The following is a 23,590-nucleotide window of genomic DNA, read 5'->3' on the forward strand; positions in this document are numbered from 1 at the left end:
TGGCTATGACCGAGACCGTCACCGGCCGTCTGCGCGCGGCCTTCGCCGAGGCCGGGGTCACCGGCTGGCTGCACGCCGTCGACATCGACTCCGGGGCGCAGATCGACGCCGGGGCCGACCAGCCGGTGTGCACGGCCAGCGTCCACAAGCTGTGCGTCCTCGTCGCACTGCACGAGCAGGCCGCGGCCGGGCTGCTGGACCTGACCGAGCGGATCGAGTGCCCGCCGGCCGGCCGCACCCCGGGGCCCACGGGCATCGCCGCCATGCTCGACCCCGTCGCGCTGTCCCTGCGCGACGCCGCGTTCCTGATGATGTCCGTCAGCGACAACACCGCCGCCGACCTGCTCCTGCACCGGGTCGGCCTGGACGCCGTCAACCGGACCACGGCCCGGCTCGGCCTCACCCGCACGCGGGCCGTGTCGTCCTTCGGCGAGATGCTCGCCGCGATGCGGGAGGACGCGGGACCGGACGGCGCCCGGGCGCTGACCGACCCGCACGTCATCACCCGGCTGCGCTCCCTGGACCCGGCCCGCGCCAACCACAGCACTCCCCGCGACATGACCCGTCTGCTCACCGCCGTCTGGCGGGACGAGGCCTGCCCGCCCGAGTACGGCGCCGCCATGCGCCGCATCCTGGGCCTCCAGGTCTGGCCGCACCGCCTGGCCTCGGGTTTCCCCTTCGACGACGTCCACGTGGCCGGCAAGACCGGCACCCTGCCGACCCTGCGCAACGAGGTCGGCGTCGTCGAATACCCCGACGGCGGCCGCTACGCCGTGGCCGTCTTCACCCGCACCGCCCACACCGCGGCCACCCTCCCGGCGGCGGACGCGGTGATCGGCACGGCGGCCCGGATCGCGGTGGACGCGCTGCGCGCGCCGTGACGCGCCCGTGCGGTCGCCCGGCGGTCGCGCTCAGCGGTCGTTGTCCCGCCACCGTCCCCCGCTCGGGGCGGAGTCGAAGCGGGTGGCCGCCGAGGCGTTGCCGCTGAAGTCGTTGCCGGAGACCCGGCCGCCGGTCCAGGTGGCCTCGTGCGCGATCCACAGGGCGTGCGTCTGGGTGCGGGGATGCCCGTCGTCCCGGACCCGGTTGCCGTGCACGTACGGGTGGGTCACGGCAGCCGCCGCGGTGAGGCCGGCGCGCGGTGCCGGGGGGTCCGGGAGGCGGTAGACGGAACCGGGGGCCGGGGCGCCGTCGGGCCAGGCCGTCGTGGCACCGGGGCGTTCGGGGGCGAGGGTGAGTTCGGTGGCGGTGTTGCCGGCCACCACGGCGGTGACCGCGGCGCTCCCGTCGCCGACCGTCAGCTCCTTGCCGCGGTGGCCGCCCGGGAGCCAGTCGGCGCCCTCGTCGGTCAGGGACAGCGGCCCGCAGCGCACACCCGCGCCGCCCCCTTCCGTCGCCGGCGCGGCGCGGCGGCCGTTGTCGTGGATCCGGTTGCCGAAGATCGCCGGCTCGTGCAGCGGGGCGTCGACGCGGATGCCGTCCAGGGCGTTGCCGCGGATGTCGTCGGACTCCAGGACGATGTCCGTGGTCGCCTCCTGGTCACCGCCGGCGAGATTGTGCTGCCAGTAGCCGTACCGGCCGTTGTCGCTGACGCGGTTGCCGCGGAAGGCGTAGGGGCCCGGGGTGTTGCCGAGCGCGATCCCGTCGCGCAGGTTGCCGTCGATCACGCACCCGGTGACGATGCCGCCCCGGCCGCCGACGGAGGTCGTGCCCTGCGAGGACACGTCGAACCCGGCCACGTGGTTGCCGAGCATCGTGCAGGAGGTGACCTGCAGCCCGTCGGCTCCCCAGTCGGAGATGCCGTAACGGTTGTCCTCGGTGTGGCAGGCGGTGACGCGGATGCCGCGGGGCGGGGTCCAGTGGTCCTGCTGGAGCTCGAAGAAGATGCCGTTGGTGCCGTTGCCGACGGCCGTGCAGTCGGTCACCGCCAGCCGCTCGACCGGCCCCCAGCCGCCGACCCCGATCCCGAGGCCCGCGCCGCCCATCTTCTCGCCGGGGTCCTGCCGTCCGCACCGCTCGGCCAGCACGCCCTCGACGACCGTGTCCTGGAGGAAGTCGCAGCCGAAGCCGGTGGCGGCGGTGTCGTGGATGTACAGGTCGGTGAAGCGCCCGCGCAGCACGTACTGCAGGCCGAGCCCCTTGGCCAGGACGTCGTACTCCTCCGTCTCCACCCCGGACCCGTCGATCTCGAAGTGCGCGAAGGTGACGTCGGCGATGTGGTGGTCCCGCCCGGCACCGTGCTGGGCGGTGGTGAACCAGGCCAGCGGGACCGGCTGTGCCGGTGCGCCCGGGTTGGCGAGGACGAAGCAGGTCGTCCCCCGCCCGGCGCCGACGAGCGAGACACCGCTGCGCCAGCGCACGGGCCGGTCCCGGATCAGGTGGCGCCCGGCGGGCACGTGGACCGTGCGGGGCCGACCGTCGGCGGCGACGGCGTCACCGAGCGCGTCCACCAGCTTCCGCAACGCCGGCCCGTCGTCGGTGGTGCCGTCCCCCGCCAGACCGTGTTCGTGGGCGTCGACCGTCAACGGCGCAGTCATAGGCGCGCTCCTTCCGCCAGGGACGCCACTCGCTGCGGACCGGGTACCAGCCCGCCGCCGTCCTCAATCACGGGGACATACCGGGCGCTTTATCTCAATCCGGGGTACATAATCAGAACATGAGTACGGCAACGTATGAACTGCTGGCCGCTTCGGACGCACTCAACCTGACGGCGGCCTTCATCGGCGGGCTGTTCGTCGCCGGCGTGCTGATCCTGGCCGTACGGCTCGGTATGAGGGCCATGGAGCAGGAATCGCCCCGCCCCCGCGCCGACGAACAGCCCCACCTGCCACCCACCGGTCCCGTCCACGAGGAACGGGAGATCCGGGAGCCGGACGAGATCCCGCTGAGCACCGACGGGAGCCCACGGCTGATGCCGTACCAGCTCCATCACGCGGGCAGCCGACGAGGAGCGGACCAGAGCCGGCGCCGTTGGCTGCCGGGGTCCAGCGGATCGTTCGGCAGCGGCAGCCCGGGACGCATCTGACCCCCCGGCACCGCCCGTCCTCGTTCGGACGAGCACCGGCGTGCGGTGCCGTGCCGGTGCGCCTTCACTGGAAGGGACCCCGCGTGTCCTCGCGGGAGCGGGTAGGCGCGAGGTCCCTGGAGGCGACATGGCCGGTCACCGGGCACGCGGGGCGGCGGCGGTGGTGACGGTGCTGGCGGCCGCCGTGCTGGCGGGCTGCTCCGACGACGGCGGTGACGGCGGCGGCACGCCCACGGCCCCCGCGAGCGAGGCGGTCAGCCGGGCCGCGTCGGCCGCGTCCTCGCTCGCCTCCGAGGGCTCGGACGCCCTGGCCTCGGCGACGGCGGAGGCCGGGCGGTGGCTGGAGGACATCACGTCGGGCGCCGACGTCACGGGTGACGTGAAGACGGGGACGCCGAGGACCGACGCCGACGGGCGCACCACGGTCGAGGTCACCGTCCACAACACCGCGGACACGACGAAGTCCTTCGCGGTGCAGACGAACCTCACCAGCCCCGACGGCACCCTGCTCGACACGGTCGTGGTCACCGTCGACGACGTGCCCGCCGGCCGGTCCGGCCGCGCCACCGCCCGCAGCAGCCACGACCTGTCCGGGGACGTGCGCGCGGTGGTGGCCCACGCGGTGCGCTACTGAGGCGGCGCGACCGAAGGGCCGTCACCGAGCGGGATCACGCGGGCCGCGGGGAGTGGAGCGGGCCGTGCGGCGGCCGGGCGGCCGCCGGCCCGCTCTCCCGCGACATGCCGCCGCTACCTCACCAGCCACGCCGTCGTGTCCGGCCCCAGCCTGCCGTCCTCCAGGGGCACGCTGGTCAGCACCACCTCGCCCGCCGGCAGGTCGACCGGCGTCTCCGAGAGGTTCGTGACGCAGCGCCAGCCGTCCGAGCGGTCGAACTGGAGCACGCCGGGCGGTACGTCGTCCGCCCAGGTCAGGGACTCGCCGTCGAGCAGCTTGCGGCGCAGGCGCAGGGCCGTCCGGTACAGCTCCAGGGTCGAGCCGGCCACCCCGTCCTGGGCCTGGACGGAGTACTCCGCGAAGCCGGGCGGCTGCGGCAGCCAGGCCGCGCCCGCGCCGAAGCCGTACGACGGTCCGCTCGTCGTCCACGGCAGCGGCACCCGGCATCCGTCGCGACCCTTGCGAACGTGCCCGGTCTGCTCCCAGATCGGGTCCTGGAGGACCTCGGTGGGCAGGTCGGCCACCTCGGGCAGGCCGAGCTCCTCGCCCTGGTAGACGTACGCCGAGCCGGGCAGCGCCAGCATCAGCAGCGTCGCCGCGCGGGCCCGGCGCAGGCCCGCCCGCTCGTCGACCGCCGGCGCCTTGCCGCCGGACAGCAGCCAGGCGTCCGTGTCGGTGCCGGGCGGCAGGACCAGCCGGGAGGCGTGGCGGACCACGTCGTGGTTGGACAGCACCCAGGTCGCGGAGGCGCCGGCGGCGTGGGCGTCGGCCAGCGAACCGGCGATGATCTCGCGCAGCTCCGCCGCGTCCCAGCGGCCCTGGAGATACTCGAAGTTGAAGGCCTGGCCCAGCTCGTCCGGGCGGGCGTACAGCGCGCGCCGGGCGCCCGGGACCCAGGCCTCGGCCACCGCCATCCTCGGCGGACTGTAGGCGTCGAGGATCTTGCGCCAGTCGCGGTAGACCTCGTGCACGTCGTCGCGGTCGTAGAAGGGGTGGGTGCCCGGGGCGAACTCCGCGAGTGCGGCCTCGCTGCTCAGCTCGGGGGAGCCGAGGTCGCGCAGCGGCTCGGTGAGGTCCTTGACCAGCGCGTGGGCCACGTCGACGCGGAAGCCGTCGACGCCGCGGTCGCACCAGAACTTCAGCGTGGTGCGGAAGTCGGCGCGGATCTGCTCGTTCTCCCAGTTCAGGTCGGGTTGCTGGGGTGCGAAGAGGTGCAGGTACCACTGGCCGTCCGGCACCCGCTGCCAGGCGCTGCCGCCGAAGACGGACTGCCAGTCGGTGGGCGGCAGCTCGCCGTGTTCGCCGCGGCCGTCCCGGAAGACGTAGCGGTCGCGGGCGGCCGAGCCGGGGCCGGCGGCCAGGGCCTCCCGGAACCAGGCGTGGCGGTGCGAGGTGTGGTTGGGGACGAGGTCGACGATCACCTTCAGGCCGAGCCGGTGGGCCTCGGCGGCCAGGGCGTCGAAGTCGTCCAGGGTGCCCAGGCGCGGGTCGACGTCGCGGTAGTCGTCGACGTCGTAGCCGCCGTCGGCCAGTTCGGACGGGTAGAACGGGCTGAGCCACAGGGCGTCGACGCCGAGGGCGGCCAGGTGGGTCAGGCGCTGGGTGATGCCGCGCAGGTCACCGAGCCCGTCGCCGTCGGCGTCGGCGAAGCTGCGGGGGTAGATCTGGTAGATGACGGCCTGCCGCCACCAGTTGGGGTCCTTGGACGACAGGTCGGGCGTGCTGGTGGTGCTGCGTACGGTCACGCGGTCTCCTTCGCGATGCGTGCGGGCGACACGAATAGATCTGTCCACATCACCCCAAAAGTGAACACAGGGGTGACGGGACGCGCCGGTGACCGTGGCCCGTCCTAGGTGTCCTCGCCGTCCTGGCGTTCGACCGCGGTCAGGTACAGGTCCACGTACCGGGCCACGTCGACGTCCAACGCCACGTCCACCAGCGGCTGTTCGCGCGTGCCCTCGTGGATCTCGGACTCGCCGGGGCGGACGCGGCGGTCGACGAGGGTCTGGCCGCGGGCCGGGCCGGGGGCGAGGCAGACCTCGACCGGCAGGCGGTGGGTGGTCAGCCCCTCCGGGTCGACGACCGCGCAGACCGCGCCCGCGTCGCCGAGGCCGCCGCCGGGGTCGGCCTCGTCGGTGGCGGGGCCCCGGTGGGCGAGCAGTTCACCGGCGAGGCGGGTGCCGGGCTCGGTGCTCGCGCGCAGGCGGCGCACGTCGGGGCCGGGGACGATCACGCGCTGGAAGACGTCCAGCCCGTACATGGTGATCGGCACCCCGGCGGTGAGCAGGATCGCGGCCGCCTCCGGGTCGTGCCAGACGTTGAACTCGGCGACCGGCGTCGCGTTCCCGGTGGCCACCGCGCCGCCCATGAACACGATCCGCTCGATGTTGCGGGTCACCTCCGGATGGGTGCGCAGCAGCAGGGCGATGTTGGTGGCGGGCGCGGTGGGGATCAGGGTGACCGGGCGCGGGGAGGCGAGGATCTCGCGGCGCAGCAGGGTCACCGCGTCCACGTCGACGGGGGTGCGGACGGGCGCGGGCAGCGCGAGGTCGCCCATGCCGTCGTGGCCGTGCACATGGCGTGCCGTGCGCACGGCCTCGATCAGCGGGCGTTCGGCGCCCCGGGCGACGGGGATGTCGGGGGCGCCGGCCTGCTCCAGCACGGTCAGGGTGTTGCGTACGACGCCGTCCACGTCGGTGTTCCCGGCGACGCAGGTGACCGCGCGCAGATCGAGCCCAGGGTGGCGGACCGCCAGCAGCAGGGCCAGGGCGTCGTCGATACCGGTGTCGCAGTCGATGATCACGGGGACGGGCGGGTGCGGGTACTGATCGGTCGGCACGGCATGGCTCCTTGTGCTGCGCGGGGGCCGGTGCGGCGACCCTACGCGTCCACGGGGTGTGGTTGCGGTGCCGGGCGGCGAGGACGGAGCCGCGCGGGCCGGCGCGACACCCCGACGCGGGCCGAGCGAGCCTTCCGCCCGGGGCGCGGCGGACCCGCACGGGCCGGAGACACCGGGCGCGCGTCGGAACGGTGGCCGCACGCCACCAGGCACCGCTCGGCACCGCCGCGCACGGCACGACACCCGAGGGTGGGCGGACCCGGGTGGGCCGGGAGGCCTGGCGCGCGGGTCGGAGCGGTGACCCGCCGCGGGCCCGACGGCCCCCGCACGAGGCCGCGGCCCGCCGGGAAGCGCGCCCGAGGGCGAGGCCTGGCCGCGCGGGCCCGTGCGGTGGCGGGGCCTCGGCCGGGTCACTCGGACGGGTCCGTGCGTTGGTGGTGCGGGCGGGGTGGTGGTGCCGTGGGCCCTGTGACCGATCGTGAAGGGCGCCGGCCGTCCCCGGGCTCCCGGAGGCGGCGCCCCGGCCTCGCCCCCGTGCTCGTGCTCCCGGCCGCCCTGGCCATGGCCGTGACCGCCTGCTCCCCCGCCGGCCAGGACGCCCACCGGTCGGCCGGCACCGGGCCCGCGACCCCGCAGTCACCGGCCGCAGTGCCGTCGGCTTCCCTCCCGTCGGCCGCCGCTCCGCCCGCGCTCACCCGGGCACAGGCGAGCGCGGCGTTGATCACGGAGGGCGACCTGGGGGATGCGTGGGGCCCGACGCTCGGTGCCGCGACCTGGCGGGACGCCCTCCTCAAGGCCACCGCCGCGGACCCGGACTGCCGGCGGCTGCTGGACGTCCTCTACACCGAGGAGCTCTTCGGCGCATCCCCGGCTCCCCGGGCGACGGCCGCCCTGGACGACCGGGCGGGCGAGGCCCAGCTGCACTACCGGATCACCTCCCACCGCGCGGCCGACATCGACCGGACGCTGGCCTGGCTGGCGACGCTGCCGGACACGTGCGGGCACTTCACCGCCGAGGCCCCCCGCGAGGCCGCCCGGGACGTCCGGGTCACCGGCGTGACGCTGCCCGAGGCGGGCGACGCCCGGCAGGGGCTGCGGGTGACGGTGACCGGCACGACCGCCGCTGCCGGGCCCGCCGTCCTCACCGTGGACCTCGTCGCCGTACGCGTCGGCGACGACGTGATCAGCCTGACCAACGGAAGCCTGGGCGAGGCGGCCGAGGACGCCACCCGGACGGCCGTGGAGGTCGGCGCGGGACGGCTGGCCGAGATCCGCCGGCAGGGACGGGCCCAGGTGTGACCCCGGCCGTCGGCCCGCCAGGCCGTGTACGGCCCAGGGCCCGTCGTGTGGATCACGCCGCGGACGCGGGGTCTGGCACGCCGGCGCTGACAGGCTCCGTCGCTTTCCTGCGACCTGATCCAGACGACCGGCCCTAGCCGTCGAGGTCGAAGCGCTGCCGGTGGGTGAGTACGTCGCGGGCGACGTCGTGGGCGGTGCGGCCCCGGGCGAAGGCGGCGCCGCGCAGCCGGGCCAGCGCCTCGTCGGCACCGACACCCAGCTGGGCCATGATCATGCCGACGGCCTGGTAGACCTCGTCGTGGCCGCCGCCCAGCCCGCTCAGCCAGGCGTCCACCCCGCCGCCGAAGTCGTACTCCTCCCCGCGCGGCAGCGCCATCAGGGCCGTGGTCATGATCCCGGCCAGGAGCCGGGCCGTGTTCAGCTGGGGCTCGGTGAGCCCGCCGGGGGTGTCGCGGTAGAGGTCGAACGTGCCGACGCACACCGTGTCGCTGCCCAGCGGCAGCGCGTAGACGGCGTTCACACCGACAGCCGTCGCCTGCTGGGCGAAGACGGGCCAGCGGTCGGCGTCGGCGCCGGACCGCAGATCGAGGGCGAGCACCGGGGCCCCCGTCTCGGCGGCACTGACACACGGCCCGTCGCCCAGGGTGGCCTGAATCTCCGCGAGGTACGAGGCCCGGTCGCTGCTGGCGCACAGCCGCACCGGAAGCCCGTCACCACCGCGCAGCGACGCGCTCGCGCCGGTCACCGGCAGCAGTTCGACCGCGATCGCGCAGAGGCGTTCCGGCACCACGCCGGGCGGCGTGCCGCCCTCGTCGTCGGCGGGGGGTCCCCCGTCCGGGGGCCATCGGGGATCGTCGCCGGCCCGCACGCCCACCGCCTCCTTCACTCACGCGGCCGGATGCCCGACTACCCGTGGCCGACCGGAGGAAACCGGGAGGTCGGGCCCTTACAGCGGAGGCTGCGCGGGCGCCGGGCCCAGCGTGGTCGTGCCGGGCGCCGTGCGGTGCCCCAGACCGGTGCGGTAGGCGTCCAGGGCCGCCTCCACCCGCCCGGTGCGGCGCAGCAGGTCGCCCAGCAGCCGGCACAGGTCGGCCAGGTCACCGGCCGCGCCCGCCCGCTCCAGCAGGCTGAGCGCGCGCACGTAGTGCTCCTCGGCGGCCTCGGTGTCGCCGGCGTCCTCGGCGATGATGCCCAGCAGCCGGTGCGCGCCCGCCGCGTGCACGGCACCGCGCTCGGAGGACAGGTCGTCCAGCACCCCGCGCAGCAGCCCGGCGGCCTCGGCGGACTTGCCGCGCCGGTGCAGTACGTCGGCCAGCTCGACGGCGACCTGACTGCTGTAGAGGGCGGCCCGGGTGACGGACAGCATCTCCAGGGCCTGCCGCATCTCCTCCTCGGCGCGGGCGAGTTCGCCGTTCTGCGCGCAGACGTAGCCGCGCATCCAGTGGCAGTTGGCCAGCTCGGTGCGCAGTTGCAGCGTGCGGTACAGCTCGGACGCCTTGGCCAGGGAGGCGTCCGCCTCGGCGAGGCGGCCCTCGGCGAGCAGCGTGCGGGCGACGGAGCGGTGCATGCGGGCCACCAGCGCCGGGTCGCCGGCCCGGGGCGCGAGGGCGAGGGCCAGTTCGGCGGCCTGGGCGGCCCGCGCGTGCGCGCCCATGTCCATGTACGGGCCGATGACGCTGGCGTAGAGCAGCAGCAGCGCGTCGGGGTCGTGCAGGCCGCCGCGGTTCAGCTCGTCGAGCGTGGACTCCAGGAGGTAGACGGCGTACCGCAGTTCACCGGCGAGGTAGTGGGTGAGGGCCCGTCCGCGCAGGGCCGGGACCCGGGCCGGCAGCGGCGCGTCGGCATCGGTCAGGCACTCCTCGGCCCGCTCGAAGTACCGGCGGCCGGACGCCAGCTCACCGGTCTCCACCGCGCACTCCCCGAGGCCGAGCAGCGCCGCGGCCCGCTCCTCGGGCAGCTCGTACGCCTCGGCCTCGGCGAGCAGCTCGCCGTACTGCTCGGCCGCCTGCTCGGCGCCGCCGGTGGCGAGCGTGCGCCGCGCCTCGGTGAGCCGCAGCCGCAGGTCGGTGGCGAGTCGTGCCGGACGGCCGGTGACCAGCTCCTCGTAGCCGACGCCGAGCCGCTCGGCGAGGTGCCGCAGCGCCTCGTCGGAGGGGCGGACGCGGCCGGCCTCCAGGGTGGAGATGTAGGCGGGCGTGTACGCCGGTTCGGCGAGCTGCCGCTGGGTCATCCCGCGCTCGGCCCGCAGCCGCTGCACCCGGCGCCCGATGGTCACACGGTCTTCACGGTCCCCCACGTGGTCCCCCACTGCCAACTCCCCCCGGGCCTCTTGCCGTTCGGCTGCGACGGCCCTAGGTTAAATTGCGGATTAAGCATGTTTAACAGCGCGCCTGACAGCCTCCCACACCTTCCCCCAGAGGACGCCGTGCCCGACCACACACACACCGCCCTGGGGGTACCCCCCAGGCCTTTCAGGCACTGGGGGAGGTACGCCAGGGGCGTCGCCGCCGCCGTCGCGGCCGTGGCCGCTCTGGTCCTGGCCGCCAACGCGGGCCCGGCCCAGTCGGCGGAGCGCCCCCCGGGAGGTGGGGCCGGCCGGGTGGGGGAGGTCAGCGGCTCGCTCGCGTCGGCCGTCCGGCCCGACGGAGACACCGGGGCGCCACGCCCCGGCCCGCGCTGAGTCCCGGGCGGACACGGCCGGGGCGCACGGAGCCCGCGCCACCGCTCAGTCCGGCAGCGCCTCCCGCAGCGCCTCGTCCAGGCGCTGCGCCAGTTCCGCGTCGCCCGGCGGGTCGTCGGCGAAGAGAGCGCCGAGCTGGGTCGTGAAGGTCTGGGTGAAGGCGCCGTACAGCGGGGTGCGGGGGCGGTGGACCGCCTGTTGCAGGGCCGGAAGCAGGGTGTGGCGGGCGTAGGCCGGGCGGCCCGCCGCGTCACGGGGCATGGTGTCGGCGCCCTCGCCGGTGGGGGCCGCCGACGGGGCCGCGGCGGGCACCGCGCAGGTCACGGTCTCGTCCACGTACGCCGAGGTGCGGGTGGCCGCGAAACCGGCGTCCAGCAGGCAGCGTTCGCTCTCCTTGCCGGTGAGGTACCTGATCAGGTCGGCCGCCTTGCCGGACCGCTGGGACGCCGAGGTCACGGCGAGGTTCTGGCCGCCGAGCACGGCCCGGCCCGGCAGCGCGGTCACGCCGAGCCGGTCGCCGGGGAACGTCTGGGAGAGGGTCGGGTAGGCGTACGGCCACTGCCGCAGGAACGTGGTGCGCCCGGCGGCGAAGTCGCCGAGGGAGGCCGCCTCGTCGGAGTGGGCGGCGTCCGGGAGGATGTACGGCGCCTCGGTGCGGCGGCGCAGCTCGGCGATGCCCTGCGTCAGCTCCTCGACGGCGGCGACGTAGTGGCCGTCCTCGTCGGTGAGCGTGACGTCGGACGCCGCCGACGCGAAGGCCTCGACGGCGTTGACCGTGCGGCCCTCGTACGCGGCCAGCTGGGTCGTCCAGCCCTTCTCGTAGCCGGCGGGCTTGTGGTCGTTGAGGGTCTCGATCAGTTTCCGCAGCCGCTTCCAGTCCACGCCGCCGCTCAGGTCGGTGTCCTGGACGCCGGCCTGCCGCAGGTGGTCGCGCCGGTAGTAGAGCAGGCCGACGTCGCTGTTGAAGGGCACGGCGTACACCTCGCCGTCCCAGCGGGCCGTGCTCGCCACCGGGGCGATGACGTCCTGGTCGAGCAAGGACGCCGGCAGCGGGCCGATCAGACGCGCCGCGGCGAACTCCGGGACCCAGGTGACGTCGAGGTTGACCACGTCGTAGGCGGCGCTGCCGGACTGGAGGGCGCCGAGGAGCTGGCTGCGCTGCTCGTCGGCGTTGCCGGGCAGTTCGACCAGCCGGGCGCGGTAGCCGGAACCGGCCTCCTCCTGCCGGGCGTTCCAGGCGTCGATGAGCCGCTGCCGGACGCCGTTCTTGCCGGTGACGTCCCGGCCGCTGGCGACCACGATGTCGCCGGGCACGTCGGCGGCCGGCGTCGCCCCGGAACCGCCGGCGGCGTCCCCGTCACCGCCGGTGCAGGCGGTCGGCAGGAGCAGGGCCAGCGCGACGGGCAGCGCCCACCGGGCCACCAGCCGTCGTCGTGAGAGCGGTCGCGGCATCAGTCCTCCCCCGTTCCGGTGCGCGCGACCTCGTCGTGCAGGGCGGCACCGAGGTCGTCGTCGGCGTCCAGGCACCGGCCGCCGCTCGCCTCCGAGATACGCGCGTCCGGCTTGCCCGGGTCGCAGCCCCCGCCGGTGAGCGAGACCATCGCGACCGGCACCCGCACCGCGCGCGCGAGGGAGAGGACGTCGTCGAGGCGCTCGCCGGTGAGCCGGGACGCGTCCTCGTCGTCGGTGACGTAGACGATCAGGCCGGGGCGCTCGTCGTCGGCGCCGCGCCGCTCCATGTCGTCGAGGGCGGCGCGCAGCGCCCGGTACGGGTCGGCCTGGGCGTCGCGGACCTCGGCCACCCGGTCGACGGTGCGCTCGGCGTCCTTGCGGGCGTGGCGGCCGAAGGGCAGCAGGGTGTCGTACGGGTCCCCGTCCTCGCCGTGCACCGCCCACACGCCGTACTCGTCCCGTGGGCCGAGCCCGCCGAGCGACTGCTTCAGCAGGCCGGGGCCGCCGCTGGGACCCTCCCAGCGGCCGGCCATCGAACCGGAGCTGTCGAGCAGGAACAGCACCCGGCCGGGCCCGCCCGCGCCCCGGTAGCCCTCCAGGGACGCCTCCATCGCGTCCCGGCCGGCCGACTCGGTCAGCGGCGACGGCGCCCGCAGCACCCCGTCGACGTCCTCGGTGGTGTCCAGCAGGGCGCGGCTGCCGGTGGCCGCCCGGAACCCGTCCCGGGCGAACGCCTCACGCCCGCGCTCCCCGGTGAGCCAGGTGCGGAAACGGCCGGCCACGTCGTCCCGGGCCGTCTCGTCGCGGTCGGCGCCCTGCCAGCGGACGCGGACGAAGACGGGCTCCAGGCCGGGCACGTCGCCGGGGTACTGGGCCATGCGCGGGGTGCGGCGGGCGCTGTCGCAGCCGACGCCGCTCTTCATCAGGAACTCGGGGACGAGGGCGGCGGTGCGGTCGTCCACGGCGTCGTCGTCGGGCAGCGTGCACAGCAGGTCGGCGGCGGTCGGGGAGGGCGGTCCCGGCTGGGCGACGCGGCTCTCGGCGCGACGGGGGTCGCCGGTGCCGGTGCCGGTGCCGGCGTGCAGGCCGACGGTGGCGAGCAGGCCGGTGTCGGTGAACTCCGGGTCGGGACGGCGCACTTCGGCGTCGCCACGCCGGGCGAGCAGGTCGTCGATCATCCGGTTGAGCGGAGGACCTGACCGCTCGTCCAGCGACTCCGCGGCGATGTCCTGCGGGACGGCGAGCACGATCGGGGAGTACGCGAACGCCTCGTCGTCCGCTTCCAGGACGGCCACGGCGTCGGTGTCCTGGCCCTCGGCCACGCGGGCGACGTCGGCGCGGGAGCCGGGGATCCAGACGTCCGGCTGGGGGCCGACGTCACGCTGCGGGTTGGTGTCGTCGTCGCGGGGCTCCTGCCACGCGCCGGTCCGCTTGCGCAAGGCGGTGACCGTGTCGGCGGCGCCCGCGCTGTAGACGGTGATGCCGCTGCGCCGGCAGCCGTCGCCGGTGGTGTTCTCCTCCGACGTCAGGTACGCGTCCGCGGCGGCCCGGACGGTCGACTCCAGGTCGGGGTCGGTCAGCACGCGCAGCTCCAGGGGCGGGGCGCAGGAGGCCGACGGGTCGCCGGCCGTCGCGACGAGCCGGTACGAGCCGATGCCGACGACGGCGAGGAACGCCAGCAGCAGCACGCCGCTCCCCACGCGCCCCGGCCACCGCAGCCACCGTGCCGCCCTGGGCCCTCCGCCACGCGTGTCCGGCCCCCCGTCCGAGCCGTCCTCTCGCCCCGGCAAGCCGTACGCCCGCCCCGCTCCGTCCCCTCCCGCCGAGCTGCCCCTTCGCCCCGGCCGGCCGTACGCCCGCCCCGGTCCGTGCCCTCGCCCCGAGCCGTTCCCGCCCTCCCGGCCCGCTTCCGGCCGACCGCCGGTCTCCGCGTCCCCGGCCGCGTCCGCCCGGCGCCCGGCCTGCGCGACCCTGCCCGCTTCCCCGCCGCCGGACTCCGCACCCCGGTTCGCGTCCGCTCCGCCGCTGGACTTCGCCGCCCGGCCCGCTTCCGTCCCGCGCCCGGACTCCGTGCCCCGGCCCGCTTCCGTCCCGCCGCCGGACTCCGTGGCCCGGCCCGCTTCCCCGCCGCCGCCGGACTCCGTGGCCCGGCTCCCGTCCGCCCCGCCCCCGGTCTCCGCGTCCCTCCCGGACCGTGGCCGTCCGCCGGGGCCGCCGCCCTGGCCGGGCGGTCGCTCTTCTCCCGCGTCGGACAGCGGCGGGCGCTCCTCACCCTCCTGCCGTCCGCCGCGCCCGGACGAGGCCGCCCCAGCCCCGCGCCTCCCAGCGCCCCCGGGCAGCGCCCCCGCACCGCCGCCGCTGCCCGGCCCGGCACCGGACTCGTCCCGCTGCCCGGACGGCGGCGGCACCTCGGTGCCCTCGGAGTCGCGCTTCCCCGGGTGCGTCCGGCCGGGCGCGGTTCCCCGGTGCCAGGGGAACCGGCCGTGCGCCCCACCGCCGGAGGCACCCGCCGCGAGCAGGACGTCCTCCTCCGGCTCGGTGCGGCTCTGCGGTTCCCACGGATCGCCGCGTACGGTCCGGTGGCCGTCGCCGGTCATCCGGGCGCGCACCGCGTCCGCGAGACCGCGGAACCACACCTCCTCGTCGCCGTTGTCCAGCAGCGCCACGAGTTCGTCGGTGAACGGCGTCGGCGTGCGCGGATCGCCCGCATCCGTGCGGTGGTTGGCCTGCACGCTCATCAGCAGCAGCACCCGCCGCTTGTCGCGGAACGTCTCCCAGATCCAGGCGGCGTTGCCCGCGAAGCAGCAGTCGAGGACGACCACGATCCGCCGCGCCTCACTGGCCGCGAGCACCGTCAGGACGGTGGTGAACATCTCCGCGCCCGGGAAGACCGCGTGTCCGCCCGCGACCACGCTCGCGTTGCGCATCTGCAGGAACAGCTCGTCGCCCGCGCTCGGTATCGCCCCGTGCCCGGCGAAGTACAGCAGCAGGACGCCCTCGGCCTCGTCGGCGGCGGTCCGCAGCGCCCGGCCGAAGTCGACCTGGTCCGGCGAGCGGCACACCGTGATCTCCCGCTCGCGGAACACCCGGCCGCGCCGCAGCGCGTCCCGCAGCCGGTTCAGGTTGTGCCGGACGGCGGGAAGGTCGCCGGGCACCCCGTACGGCGGCTCCGTGAGGTCGTACTCGGACACCCCGACCAGCAGCGCCCGGTTCGCCTGCCCCCGCGGGTCGTAACCGGTCACCGGCCGCCTACCTGTCGTCGAGGTTCACCGGCTCGACGCGCCCCTCGGGCGGCTCGCCGTCCTCCACCTCGCTGCGGTTGGAGCGCCAGGCCTCCACGGCCCCCTTGACCTGGTCCAGCACCTCCTGGACCACCACGGCCGCGCCGCCCCCGACGAACGCCACGACGATCTCCATGCCGATGCCCATCGGGGCGCCGGTCTCGTCCGCCCGGCGCCGTTCGTCGATGCGCAGCCGGCCGGCCCGGACCAGCTCGTCGAGCGGTTTCTCCCGTTCCAGCCATTTGTGCAGGGCGCCGATGTCGCTCTCGCTCGCGGTACCGTCCAGCCGGACCCGGATACCGCGCGTCACCACTCCATCCCCCTCAGCCATAACTCACCATCATGGCACCGCTGTTGTGCACAGGGGAGGGTTCGTACGCCTCCGTCGCGATGCGCACGCGGGCGCACGCACCGGGCGAGGGCTCGCGGGAGGGGCGTCAGCCCTGGGTCTGCAACCGGCTCAGCTCCCGCTGCACATGGTCCAGCGCGCCCTCGCGCCGCCCGGGGACGCGCCCGCGCAACGCGGCGAGCGCGGCGCCCAGTTCGCGGGCCCGCGCGGCGTCGCGGATCAGGCCCCACTGGTGGTGTGCCCGGTCCACGGCCGCCTCCACCGCGGGCGTGCCCGGTTCCTGTCCGGCCCGCAGACGGGCCTCGGCCACCGCCAGCCAGGCCCGGCAGCTGCGCACCGGGTCCCCGGCGAACATCGCCAGGTCGGCCCGGACCTCCGCCCAGTGCAACGCGTCCTCGGAGGCGGGCCCGAGGGCGAGGGCGGCGGCCCGCTCGTGACGCGCGGCGAGGGCGTCGGCGTCCCCGTGCCGCCCCGACCGCACGGCGGCGGCGATGACGGCGTGCGGGTCCCCCGCCACCGGCCCGGGTGCCGCCAGCAGCAGGTCCGCGCCGCTCGCGCCGCCGTCGGCCGCGCAGCGGGCCAGCGCCTGCTGGTGCAGCTGGTCCGGCGGCGGCCGGTGCCCGCTGCGCAGGATCGTCGCGACACCGCGCATGTACGCGGGGGCCGCCACGGTCCGCCGTGAGGGCGGCGGCGCGATGCGACCGTAAACCGCGTTGTTGCGCCCCGAGTCCAGCGGGTGGGCCCGCAGCCACTCCCAGGTCTCCTGGTCGGCGTGCAGATCCAGCAGCAGCGTCGTCGCCCCGCTCGGCCGCAGCCGCAGTTCCTCGCGGATCCAGTGCCAGGGCAGGGCGGTGTAGCGGACCGTGGAGGGCGTCGTACGGGCCAGCGCCAGATGGGGCAGGCGCTCGCGCCGGTCCAGCTGGAGCTGCCCGGTGACGTACACGGTCAGCGGGCCGGGGGCCGCCGCGGCCGCCCGGAGCCGGGTCAGGACGGCCTGCGGCTCGAGCGGGTCGGCGAGTTCGACGACGTTCGCGGTGTCCGTCCCGGCCAGCACGGCGGGCGGCACGGCGGCGAGCACGGGGAGCACGGAGGCCGCGTCCACCAGGCACCCCCGGCCCACGGGCGACGCCGCGAGCAGCAGCACGGTTCCGGGCATGTCCCCTCCCCCTGTCGATCACGTACGGCAGCACGGTAACCGCTGCGGCTGCAAAGCGGGCAGTCAGCCGTTCAGCCGCCGTACCGCGAACACGGTGGTGTCGTCGACCAGCCGCGCCCGGCTGTGCCGCAGCGTGCCGTCCCGGACGAGGGCCACCAGCCGCCGCGGCGCCGCGCTGCGCGGATCGGCGGCGACGGCGCGGGCCACGTCGTCGGCGGGCCGGTAGAAGCGTCCCGCGGCGTCGCGGGCCTCGGTCACCCCGTCGGTGACCAGCAACAGCGTCTCCTCCGGGGCGAGGGCCAGCCGGTGCACCGCCACCGGCGGTCCGGGGACGAGGTCGCTCATGCCCAGCGGCAGCCCGCCGACCGCCGGCAGGCGCCGCACGCCGCCGGGGCCGACCGCCAGCGGGGGCTCGTGACCGAAGACGACCGCGTCCACCGCGTCGGGCAGCTCGGGGGAGAACCCGATCAGCACGGCGGTGGCGAAGCGGTCGCCGTCCGCACGGCCGAGGGCCGCCGTGTGCTCGCGGTGGCGCCGTATGCGGGTCTCCAGGCGATCGGCGACCGTCGCGAGGTCCGGCTCGTGGTACCCGGCCTCACGGAAGGTGCCGAGCAGCGCGGCCGCCGTCTCCACCGCGCCCAGCCCCTTGCCCTGCACGTCGCCGATGAGGACGCGGGTGCCGTGCGGGCCGGGCTGGACGTCGTAGAAGTCGCCGCCGACGCGGGCCTCGGTGTCGGCGGCGAGGTAGACGGCGGCGTGCTCCAGCCCGCCGAAGCCCTCCGGCAGCGGACGCAGCACGGTGCGGCGGGTGGTGTCGGCGATGTCCCGCATGTGCAGCATGCGCTGCTCGCCGCCGACCCGGACCGCGGCGGCGCCCACGGCGATGAACCCGCCGAGGACGACGAGGACCAGGCCGGACGTCCCGGTCCGCTCGTGGTGCTGCCAGACGTTGTCGGCGAGGGCGTAGACGACGACCGCGAGCACCGCGAGGGCAGCCGTGCCCAGCATTCCGCAGACCGCCGCCGCGATACCGGGCACGAGAACGGTCCAGGAGATGATCTGGAACGCGCCGGTGCTGACGTCGGCCGCGGCGATGCCGAAGAGCAGGACCAGCGGGAAGAACCAGGCGACGCTGCGGCCGCGCACGCTCAGCAGTTCGTGCCGGGACACGGCGTCACCGCGCCCGGCGGCCCGGACGAGGCCCTCGAGCAGCCGCCACCGGCCGCGCGCCGGCCCGCCGGAACGACCTCTCGCGCGACCCCTCACCGGCCCAGCGAAACACGTGCCCCCACGGCCCGCATCCTGACTTGCCACCCGCCCCTGCCAGGTGTGCTCTGGTAGACGGGGGCGAGGAGAGAGGAGTGCTCTCATGGCTCACGCGGTACCCACGGGCAGGAAGCCCGCCGGCGCGATCCCCCGCGGCACGACACCCGACGTCTTCGGCCCGCGGACCCATCTGGTGGCGAAGTGGGCGGTGCCCGTCGTGGCCGGGCTGATCTACGGCTACTGGGCCGCGGCCAACCGGCGCTACGGCGGTCCCGTCACCGGCTGGAACCTGCTGTTCGGCTTCATGACCGCGCTCGCCTTCGTCGTCCTGTACGCCGTGGTCCGGGCGGTGGCGGCGCGGCTGCCGCGCGAGGGACACGCGGTGCTGTGGGGCGCGTTCGCGGGCAGCGCGCTGGGCTTCCTGTACGCGCAGAGCGGGGTGGCCATGTTCACGTGCATCCTCGCGTCCCTGCTGCTGGCGGGCGCGGTGACCGCCGCGTTGTTCTACGTCTTCTACTCCCGCGAGGACGCCACGGGCCACCGCATCCCCTGAACCGCGCGGCCCCCGGTCCCCGGCAACGGTGAGTGGGCCCCGGCCACCTGGCCGGGGCCCATCCGTCTGCCCGCCACCCGCCTGCGCGGCCGCGCCGGTCCGACCGCCCCTGCCTGCCGGTCCCGCCCGCCTGCCGGACCGAAGCGCGCCGGCCTGCCCGGCCGGTCCCCGCCCGACCCGGACGCCCCGTCGCGCGTTCGGCTCGTCCGGCGGGGCCATCTGCAGGCATCCCGGTCGCCCGGACCGGTCCGCGGGACTTGCCTGGAAGGGTGCCTTCACGTCTTCGGAGCGCCCTGTCGGCCCTCCTGATCGTCCTCGCCTGCCTGCTCGCACCGTGCGGCACGCTGGCGGCCTGGGCGGCGTACGGACTGGGCGACACCGGCCGGTACGTCGCCGCCATGGCGCCGCTCGCCGCCGACCCGCACGTGCGGGACGCGGTCGCGGACACGGTGGGCGACGGGGTCATGAACGAGGTGGGCGCCGGCCCCATGCGCACGACCGTGCGCCTCTACGTGCAGGACGCGGCCCGCTCCTTCACCCGGACCGAGGCCTTCCGCACGGGCTGGGACGCCGCCAACCGGGCCGTCCACGCCGCCGTGCTGCGCGCTCTGCGCGACGAAGGGGCCGCCGGGCGCCCCGTCACCGTCGACCTGGCCCCCGTCACCGCGCGGGTCCGCAACCGGCTCGTCCGGGACAACGTGCCGATGGCGCGGCGGATCCCCGTCCGGCACACCGAGGTCACCGTGCTCCCGGCCCACGAGGTGGACCGGCTCAGGAAGGGCTACCACGTGCTCGACGTCGCCGCCTTCTGGCTGCCGCTCGCGGCCGTCGTCTTCGCCGTCGCCGGCATCGCCCTGGCCGCCTGCCGGCGGCGCGCGCTCACGGCCACCGGCCTCGGCACGGCCGTCGGCGGGGTGCTGCTCGCCCTCGCCGTCCTCGTCGGCCGCCGGCTCACCCTGGCCGAGCTGCCCGGCGCGGTGGACGGCCCCGCCGCAGGCGCCGTCTACGACGCGCTCACCGCGACCCTGCGCACGGCCTCCTGGCTGCTGGTCGGCCTCGGTCTGACGGTCGCCGCGGCCTCCTGGGTCACCGGCCGGTACGGACATCTGCTGCGCCGCCGGCCCCCCGCGGGACCCGCCGTCGAGCCGGCCCCGTCCCGCTCGACACGGGCCCGGCTCTGAGGCCCGGAGCGCGGAAATCCCCTGGTCCGGGATCCGCCCCTACGGCTACCGTCGTCGATCATGCGACGCGAGACGACGACCCTGTGGCGGCCCACGGGCCCCGAGGAGCTGGCCCTCGTCGAGGCGTCCGGCTGGACGGCCTGGCCCCCGCGCCTGCCCGAGCAGCCGATCTTCTACCCGGTCCTCGACGAGGACTACGCCGTCCGCATCGCCCGCGACTGGAACGTGCCCGCCTCCGGATCGGGGTACGTCACCCGCTTCGAGGCGGACACCGCGTTCCTCGCGCGCTACCCGGTACGGCAGGCCGGCGGCAGGACGATCCTGGAACTGTGGGTCCCGGCGGAGGAGCTGGACGAGTTCAACCGGCACATCGTGGGCCGCATCGAGGTCGTGCGGGAGTTCCACGCGGACACCGCGGGCACGGCGGACACCACGGACGCGTAGCCGGAAGGCAACTTTCCGTCCGCGCGCGCCGTCCTTGAGGAAGCATGCGGACATCGCACCCGCGAGCGGAAGGCCGGTACGTGGACACCGACACGGCGAGGGGCGCGTGGACGGACACGCACGGCGGGCCGGCGGGCCGCCGGGCCGGGCGGCGCTTGGGGGCCTGGTGTGCCGGGCTGCTGTTCGCCGGGGTCAGCGCGGTCGTCGGCTGCCGGATCGCCGGCACCGACGGCATCACGCCGGTGCCGCAACTGCTCGCCTTCCTGCCCTGGCTGCTGGTGCCGACCGCTGCCGGGCTGCTGCTCACGCTGCTCGCCCGGTGGTGGACGGGAGCGGTGTGGGGCGTGGCGCTGCTCGGACTGCTGGCCTGGTTCATCGAGCCGTACGGCAAGACCGGCGAACCGGCCGGGCCGCCCGTCGCCGAACTGCGGGTGCTGACGTCGAACGTCGAGTTCGGGCAGGGCACCGACGCGCTGATCGGCGCGGTGCGCCGCGAGAAACCCGACCTGCTGTTCGTACAGGAGTGCGAGTACACGTGTGACGCGGCCCTGCGGCGGGAGCTCGGCGCCGAGTACCCGCACCGGCAGGCCGTCGAGGGCGGCGGCTCCGAGGGGTCGGTCATCCTGAGCCGCTTCCCGCTCGCACCCGCCCCCGGGATCCCCGCCACCATGGGCATGCCCGGCGCCGTCGCCGACGTGCGCGGCCACGGCGTACGCCTCCAGCTCGCCCACCCCATGCCGCCGCTGCCGGAGCAGCTCGGCCTGTGGCGCACCGAGCTGGGCCGGCTGCGCGACGCCGCCGCCGAGGCCGAGGGGACCCCCACCGTCCTCGCCGGCGACTTCAACGCCTCCCAGGACCACGCCGCCTTCCGGCGCATCCTCGACACCGGACTGCACGACGCGGCCCGCCTGGCCGGCCAGGACCGCACACCCAGCTGGCCGTCCCGGACGACCCCGGTGTTCGGCACGCAGATCGACCACGTGCTGGTGTCGCGGGACTTCGCCGCCCACCGCGCCCGCTTCCTGGACCTGGCCGACACCGACCACCGCGCGCTGGTCGTCGACCTCACGCTGCACGCGACGGACGGCTGACCCTCGTCGTACCGGGTGCTCAGACGCCGATGTCGCGGCCGTCCGCGCGCCACACCGCCACGACCGCCGGGCGCACGATCTTGCCGGGCCCGTCGGGCCAGGTGCTGGCCGGCTGCTCCACCGAGGCGCCGTCGACCTCGCCCGGGTGCTGCACGGCGACCAGCACCCGCCGGTCCTGGACGAGCGGGCCGCAGGTCTCCGCGCCGGTCGGCACGGTCAGGAACTGCTTCAGCTCACCGCGCCGGTCGCCCTTGGTCGCGACGCCGAAGAGACCGTCGTGGGTGCCGAGCGCGTTGCCGTCGGTGGAGATCCACAGGTTGCCGTGGCCGTCGAAGGCCACGTTGTCCGGGCAGGAGATCGGGCTGACGGCGTCCTTCGGGAAGCCCGCGAAGTACGTCGCCGGGTCCTCCGGGTCACCGGCCACCAGGAACAGCGACCAGGCGAACGTGGTGGCGTCGGCCCGGTTGCGGCGCTCGGTCAGCTCCAGGACGTGGCCGTGCTTGTTGCTGTTGCGCGGGTTGGCCTCGTCGGGGCCCGCGTAGCCGGTCTTGCCGCGGTTGGAGTTGTTGGTGAGCGCGACGTACACCTTGCCGGTCTGCGGGGAGGGCTCGATGTCCTCGGGCCGGTCCATCTTCGTCGCGCCGACCTTGTCGCCCGCGAGACGGGTGAAGACGCAGACCTCCTGAGCCGTCATGCCCTCGACGTGCGAGACGGCACCGTCGGCGGTGGCGGTGACCAGCGGGATCCAGCGGCCGCTGCCGTCGAACTCACCGTCGCGCGGCAGCTTCCCGGTGCCGTCGATGTCCTCGGCGGGGGAGTCGCCCGTGAGCTTGGCGACGTACAGGGTGCCCTCGTCGAGCAGCGTGAGGTTGTGCTCGCGCGCGCTGCGGCTGCTGCCGTGCCGCATCCGCTTGCTGCCGACGAACTTGTAGAAGTAGTCGAACCGCTCGTCGTCGCCGGTGTAGACGACCGGACGCCCGTCGGAGGTCAGCCGCACGGTCGCCGCCTCGTGCTTGAAGCGGCCGAGCGCGGTGTGCTTGCGGGGCGTGGAGTGCGGGTCGTACGGGTCGAGTTCGACGACGTACCCGAAGCGGTGCACCTCGTTGGGCTCCTGGGCGACGTCGAAGCGCTTGTCGAACCGCTCCCACTTGCGCTCGGTGGCGCCGGTGCCGATGCCGTAGCGCTTGTCGGTGGCGCGGCTGCCGTTGGCGAAGTACTGGTTGAAGTTCTCCTCGCCGTGCAGCGTCGTGCCCCACGGGGTGGTGCCGCCGGAGCAGTTGTTGAGGGTGCCGAGCACCGTGCGGCCGGTGCGGTCGGCGGAGGTCTTCACCAGGTCGGACCCGGCGGCCGGGCCGGTGAGCCGGAACTCGGTGGTGGCGGTGACGCGCCGGTTGAGGTGGTGCCGCGGCACCGGGGTCAGCCTGCCGCTCCTGCGGTCCTCCTCCACGACGACGGCGGACAGCCCGTGCGCGGCCCACGCGATCTCGACCTGCTCGCGGGTCGGGTTCTCGGGGTCGTAGCCCCGGAACATGAGGATCTCGTCGGTGTACTCGTGGTTGGCGACGAGCAGCTGCCGACCGCGCTCGCCCTTCAGCGGCAGCAGCGCGAGGAAGTCGTTGTTGTACCCGAACTGCCCGGCCTGCGCCTTCGCGGTCTGCTTCTCCGGGTCGAAGGCAGGCGCACCGCGCAGAATGGGCTCGCCCCACCGGATGACGATGCCCTGCCGGTACCCCTCCGGTACGACGACGGCGTCCTCGGTGTTGGGGGCCACGGGCGCGAACCGCAGCCCGCGCGCACCCTGTGGCTTCGGCTGCTGCCCGTGTCCCGCCCCGTGGCCCGTTCCGGCCGCCGGCGCGGCCTGCGCGGAGGGCGCCCCCGCCACACCCACGGCTCCGGCGCCCGCCGCGGCGACGGTGACGACGGCCGCGGCGCGCATCATGGAACGGCGGCTGAGCGCACCCGCGATGACGTCGCCGACGTACTCGTTGGAGCTGGTGTTGGGCACCTCGTGGAAGCAGGCGTCACCACACCGGAAACGGCACGTCATGGCGGACCGGCCGCCGGGATGCGAACCGGACGGCGTTCCGATCAACGGCAGCAGCTTGCGCACTTCGTTCTCCCCTGGGATGACCTGTGATGCTCTTGGTGTCAGCGCGACCGTAGGTGTGCATTTGTGCGGGAGACGGACGCCGGGGTGAACGCGGGGTGAACCCGCGGCAGCCGGACGGGAATTGCGGGCGGCCGGATCCGGCCCTTGACGCGCCGGTGGACCGCATGCCAAACCCTGCGCAAGATCACAAG

19 protein-coding genes are annotated in these 23,590 nt (G+C 75.5%); 8 read left to right on the forward strand and 11 right to left on the reverse strand.

The genetic code is table 11. From position 1 onward, the window contains the following. The first annotated feature begins 5 nt into the window (after nt 1–5). Nucleotides 6–881, forward strand: coding sequence for a serine hydrolase (locus tag IEZ05_RS12260; protein WP_189230088.1), 876 nt, complete (start codon nt 6–8; stop codon nt 879–881). A gap of 30 nt (nt 882–911) precedes the next feature. On the opposite strand, the gene IEZ05_RS12265 is transcribed toward IEZ05_RS12260, so the two are convergent. Next, entirely contained in the window at nt 912–2,537 is a 1,626-nt protein-coding gene (locus IEZ05_RS12265) for a right-handed parallel beta-helix repeat-containing protein (RefSeq protein WP_189230089.1), read from the reverse strand. 119 nt (nt 2,538–2,656) lie between these two features. Between IEZ05_RS12265 and IEZ05_RS12270 the strand changes: the two genes are divergently transcribed. Both IEZ05_RS12270 and IEZ05_RS12275 read left to right on the forward strand, forming a co-directional pair. Further along, nucleotides 2,657–3,025, forward strand: coding sequence for a DUF6479 family protein (locus IEZ05_RS12270; protein WP_189230090.1), 369 nt, complete (start codon nt 2,657–2,659; stop codon nt 3,023–3,025). Nucleotides 3,026–3,152: 127 nt separating this feature from the next. After that, nucleotides 3,153–3,659, forward strand: a complete 507-nt coding sequence (locus IEZ05_RS12275; protein ID WP_189230091.1) for a hypothetical protein — start codon at nt 3,153–3,155, stop codon at nt 3,657–3,659. A gap of 113 nt (nt 3,660–3,772) precedes the next feature. Here the strand turns inward: IEZ05_RS12275 and IEZ05_RS12280 are convergent, their stop codons facing one another. Together IEZ05_RS12280 and IEZ05_RS12285 are read right to left on the reverse strand one after the other, a co-directional pair. Next, nucleotides 3,773–5,443, reverse strand: a complete 1,671-nt coding sequence (locus IEZ05_RS12280; RefSeq protein WP_189230092.1) for a glycoside hydrolase family 13 protein — start codon at nt 5,441–5,443, stop codon at nt 3,773–3,775. Between the two features lie 104 nt (nt 5,444–5,547). Further along, the gene (locus IEZ05_RS12285; protein ID WP_189230093.1) at nt 5,548–6,537 is read right to left on the reverse strand and encodes a nucleoside hydrolase; all 990 of its coding nucleotides are present in this window, start codon (nt 6,535–6,537) and stop codon (nt 5,548–5,550) included. Between the two features lie 534 nt (nt 6,538–7,071). Between IEZ05_RS12285 and IEZ05_RS12290 the strand changes: the two genes are divergently transcribed. Next, the gene (locus IEZ05_RS12290) at nt 7,072–7,836 is read left to right on the forward strand and encodes a hypothetical protein (RefSeq protein ID WP_229869692.1); all 765 of its coding nucleotides are present in this window, start codon (nt 7,072–7,074) and stop codon (nt 7,834–7,836) included. Between the two features lie 133 nt (nt 7,837–7,969). On the opposite strand, the gene IEZ05_RS12295 is transcribed toward IEZ05_RS12290, so the two are convergent. The 7 genes from IEZ05_RS12295 to IEZ05_RS12325 form a co-directional block, all read right to left on the reverse strand. Further along, nucleotides 7,970–8,710 carry a GAF and ANTAR domain-containing protein gene (locus IEZ05_RS12295; protein ID WP_373298762.1) on the reverse strand — a complete coding sequence of 247 codons (741 nt, stop codon included), beginning with the start codon at nt 8,708–8,710 and terminating at the stop codon, nt 7,970–7,972. 72 nt (nt 8,711–8,782) lie between these two features. Beyond that, nucleotides 8,783–10,132 (reverse strand): helix-turn-helix domain-containing protein, encoded by a 1,350-nt coding sequence (locus IEZ05_RS12300; protein WP_189230095.1) that lies wholly within the window; start codon nt 10,130–10,132, stop codon nt 8,783–8,785. A gap of 429 nt (nt 10,133–10,561) precedes the next feature. After that, nucleotides 10,562–11,968, reverse strand: a complete 1,407-nt coding sequence (locus IEZ05_RS12305; RefSeq protein ID WP_189230096.1) for an extracellular solute-binding protein — start codon at nt 11,966–11,968, stop codon at nt 10,562–10,564. Continuing rightward, nucleotides 11,968–15,210 carry a caspase family protein gene (locus IEZ05_RS12310; RefSeq protein WP_229869693.1) on the reverse strand — a complete coding sequence of 1,081 codons (3,243 nt, stop codon included), beginning with the start codon at nt 15,208–15,210 and terminating at the stop codon, nt 11,968–11,970. The genes IEZ05_RS12305 and IEZ05_RS12310 overlap by 1 nt, the downstream gene beginning before the upstream one ends. A gap of 7 nt (nt 15,211–15,217) precedes the next feature. Beyond that, complete coding sequence (locus IEZ05_RS12315) at nt 15,218–15,580, reverse strand: hypothetical protein (protein WP_189230097.1); 363 nt, start codon at nt 15,578–15,580, stop codon at nt 15,218–15,220. Nucleotides 15,581–15,686: 106 nt separating this feature from the next. Beyond that, a complete protein-coding gene (locus tag IEZ05_RS12320; RefSeq protein ID WP_189230098.1) occupies nt 15,687–16,754 on the reverse strand; it encodes a serine/threonine-protein kinase in 1,068 nt (355 codons plus the stop codon). A 63-nt stretch (nt 16,755–16,817) separates the two neighbouring features. After that, nucleotides 16,818–17,966 carry a PP2C family protein-serine/threonine phosphatase gene (locus IEZ05_RS12325; protein WP_189230346.1) on the reverse strand — a complete coding sequence of 383 codons (1,149 nt, stop codon included), beginning with the start codon at nt 17,964–17,966 and terminating at the stop codon, nt 16,818–16,820. Nucleotides 17,967–18,123: 157 nt separating this feature from the next. On the opposite strand from IEZ05_RS12325, the gene IEZ05_RS12330 reads away from it, so the two are divergent. The 4 genes from IEZ05_RS12330 to IEZ05_RS12345 all read left to right on the forward strand — a co-directional run bounded on the left by IEZ05_RS12330 (nt 18,124) and on the right by IEZ05_RS12345 (nt 21,289). Further along, a complete protein-coding gene (locus IEZ05_RS12330; protein WP_189230099.1) occupies nt 18,124–18,573 on the forward strand; it encodes a hypothetical protein in 450 nt (149 codons plus the stop codon). Nucleotides 18,574–18,842: 269 nt separating this feature from the next. Further along, complete coding sequence (locus tag IEZ05_RS12335) at nt 18,843–19,754, forward strand: hypothetical protein (protein ID WP_189230100.1); 912 nt, start codon at nt 18,843–18,845, stop codon at nt 19,752–19,754. Nucleotides 19,755–19,814: 60 nt separating this feature from the next. Then, nucleotides 19,815–20,198: an ADP-ribosylation/crystallin J1 gene (locus IEZ05_RS12340; protein ID WP_189230101.1), complete on the forward strand. Its 384-nt coding sequence runs from the start codon at nt 19,815–19,817 to the stop codon at nt 20,196–20,198. Between the two features lie 44 nt (nt 20,199–20,242). Then, nucleotides 20,243–21,289, forward strand: a complete 1,047-nt coding sequence (locus IEZ05_RS12345; RefSeq protein ID WP_189230102.1) for an endonuclease/exonuclease/phosphatase family protein — start codon at nt 20,243–20,245, stop codon at nt 21,287–21,289. A gap of 19 nt (nt 21,290–21,308) precedes the next feature. Here the strand turns inward: IEZ05_RS12345 and IEZ05_RS12350 are convergent, their stop codons facing one another. Beyond that, complete coding sequence (locus IEZ05_RS12350) at nt 21,309–23,399, reverse strand: PhoX family protein (RefSeq protein WP_189230103.1); 2,091 nt, start codon at nt 23,397–23,399, stop codon at nt 21,309–21,311. Nucleotides 23,400–23,590 lie beyond the last annotated feature (191 nt).

Origin of the sequence: Streptomyces flaveolus, from assembly GCF_014648815.1 — a bacterium.
GTDB classification, from domain to species: Bacteria; Actinomycetota; Actinomycetes; order Streptomycetales; family Streptomycetaceae; genus Streptomyces; species Streptomyces flaveolus.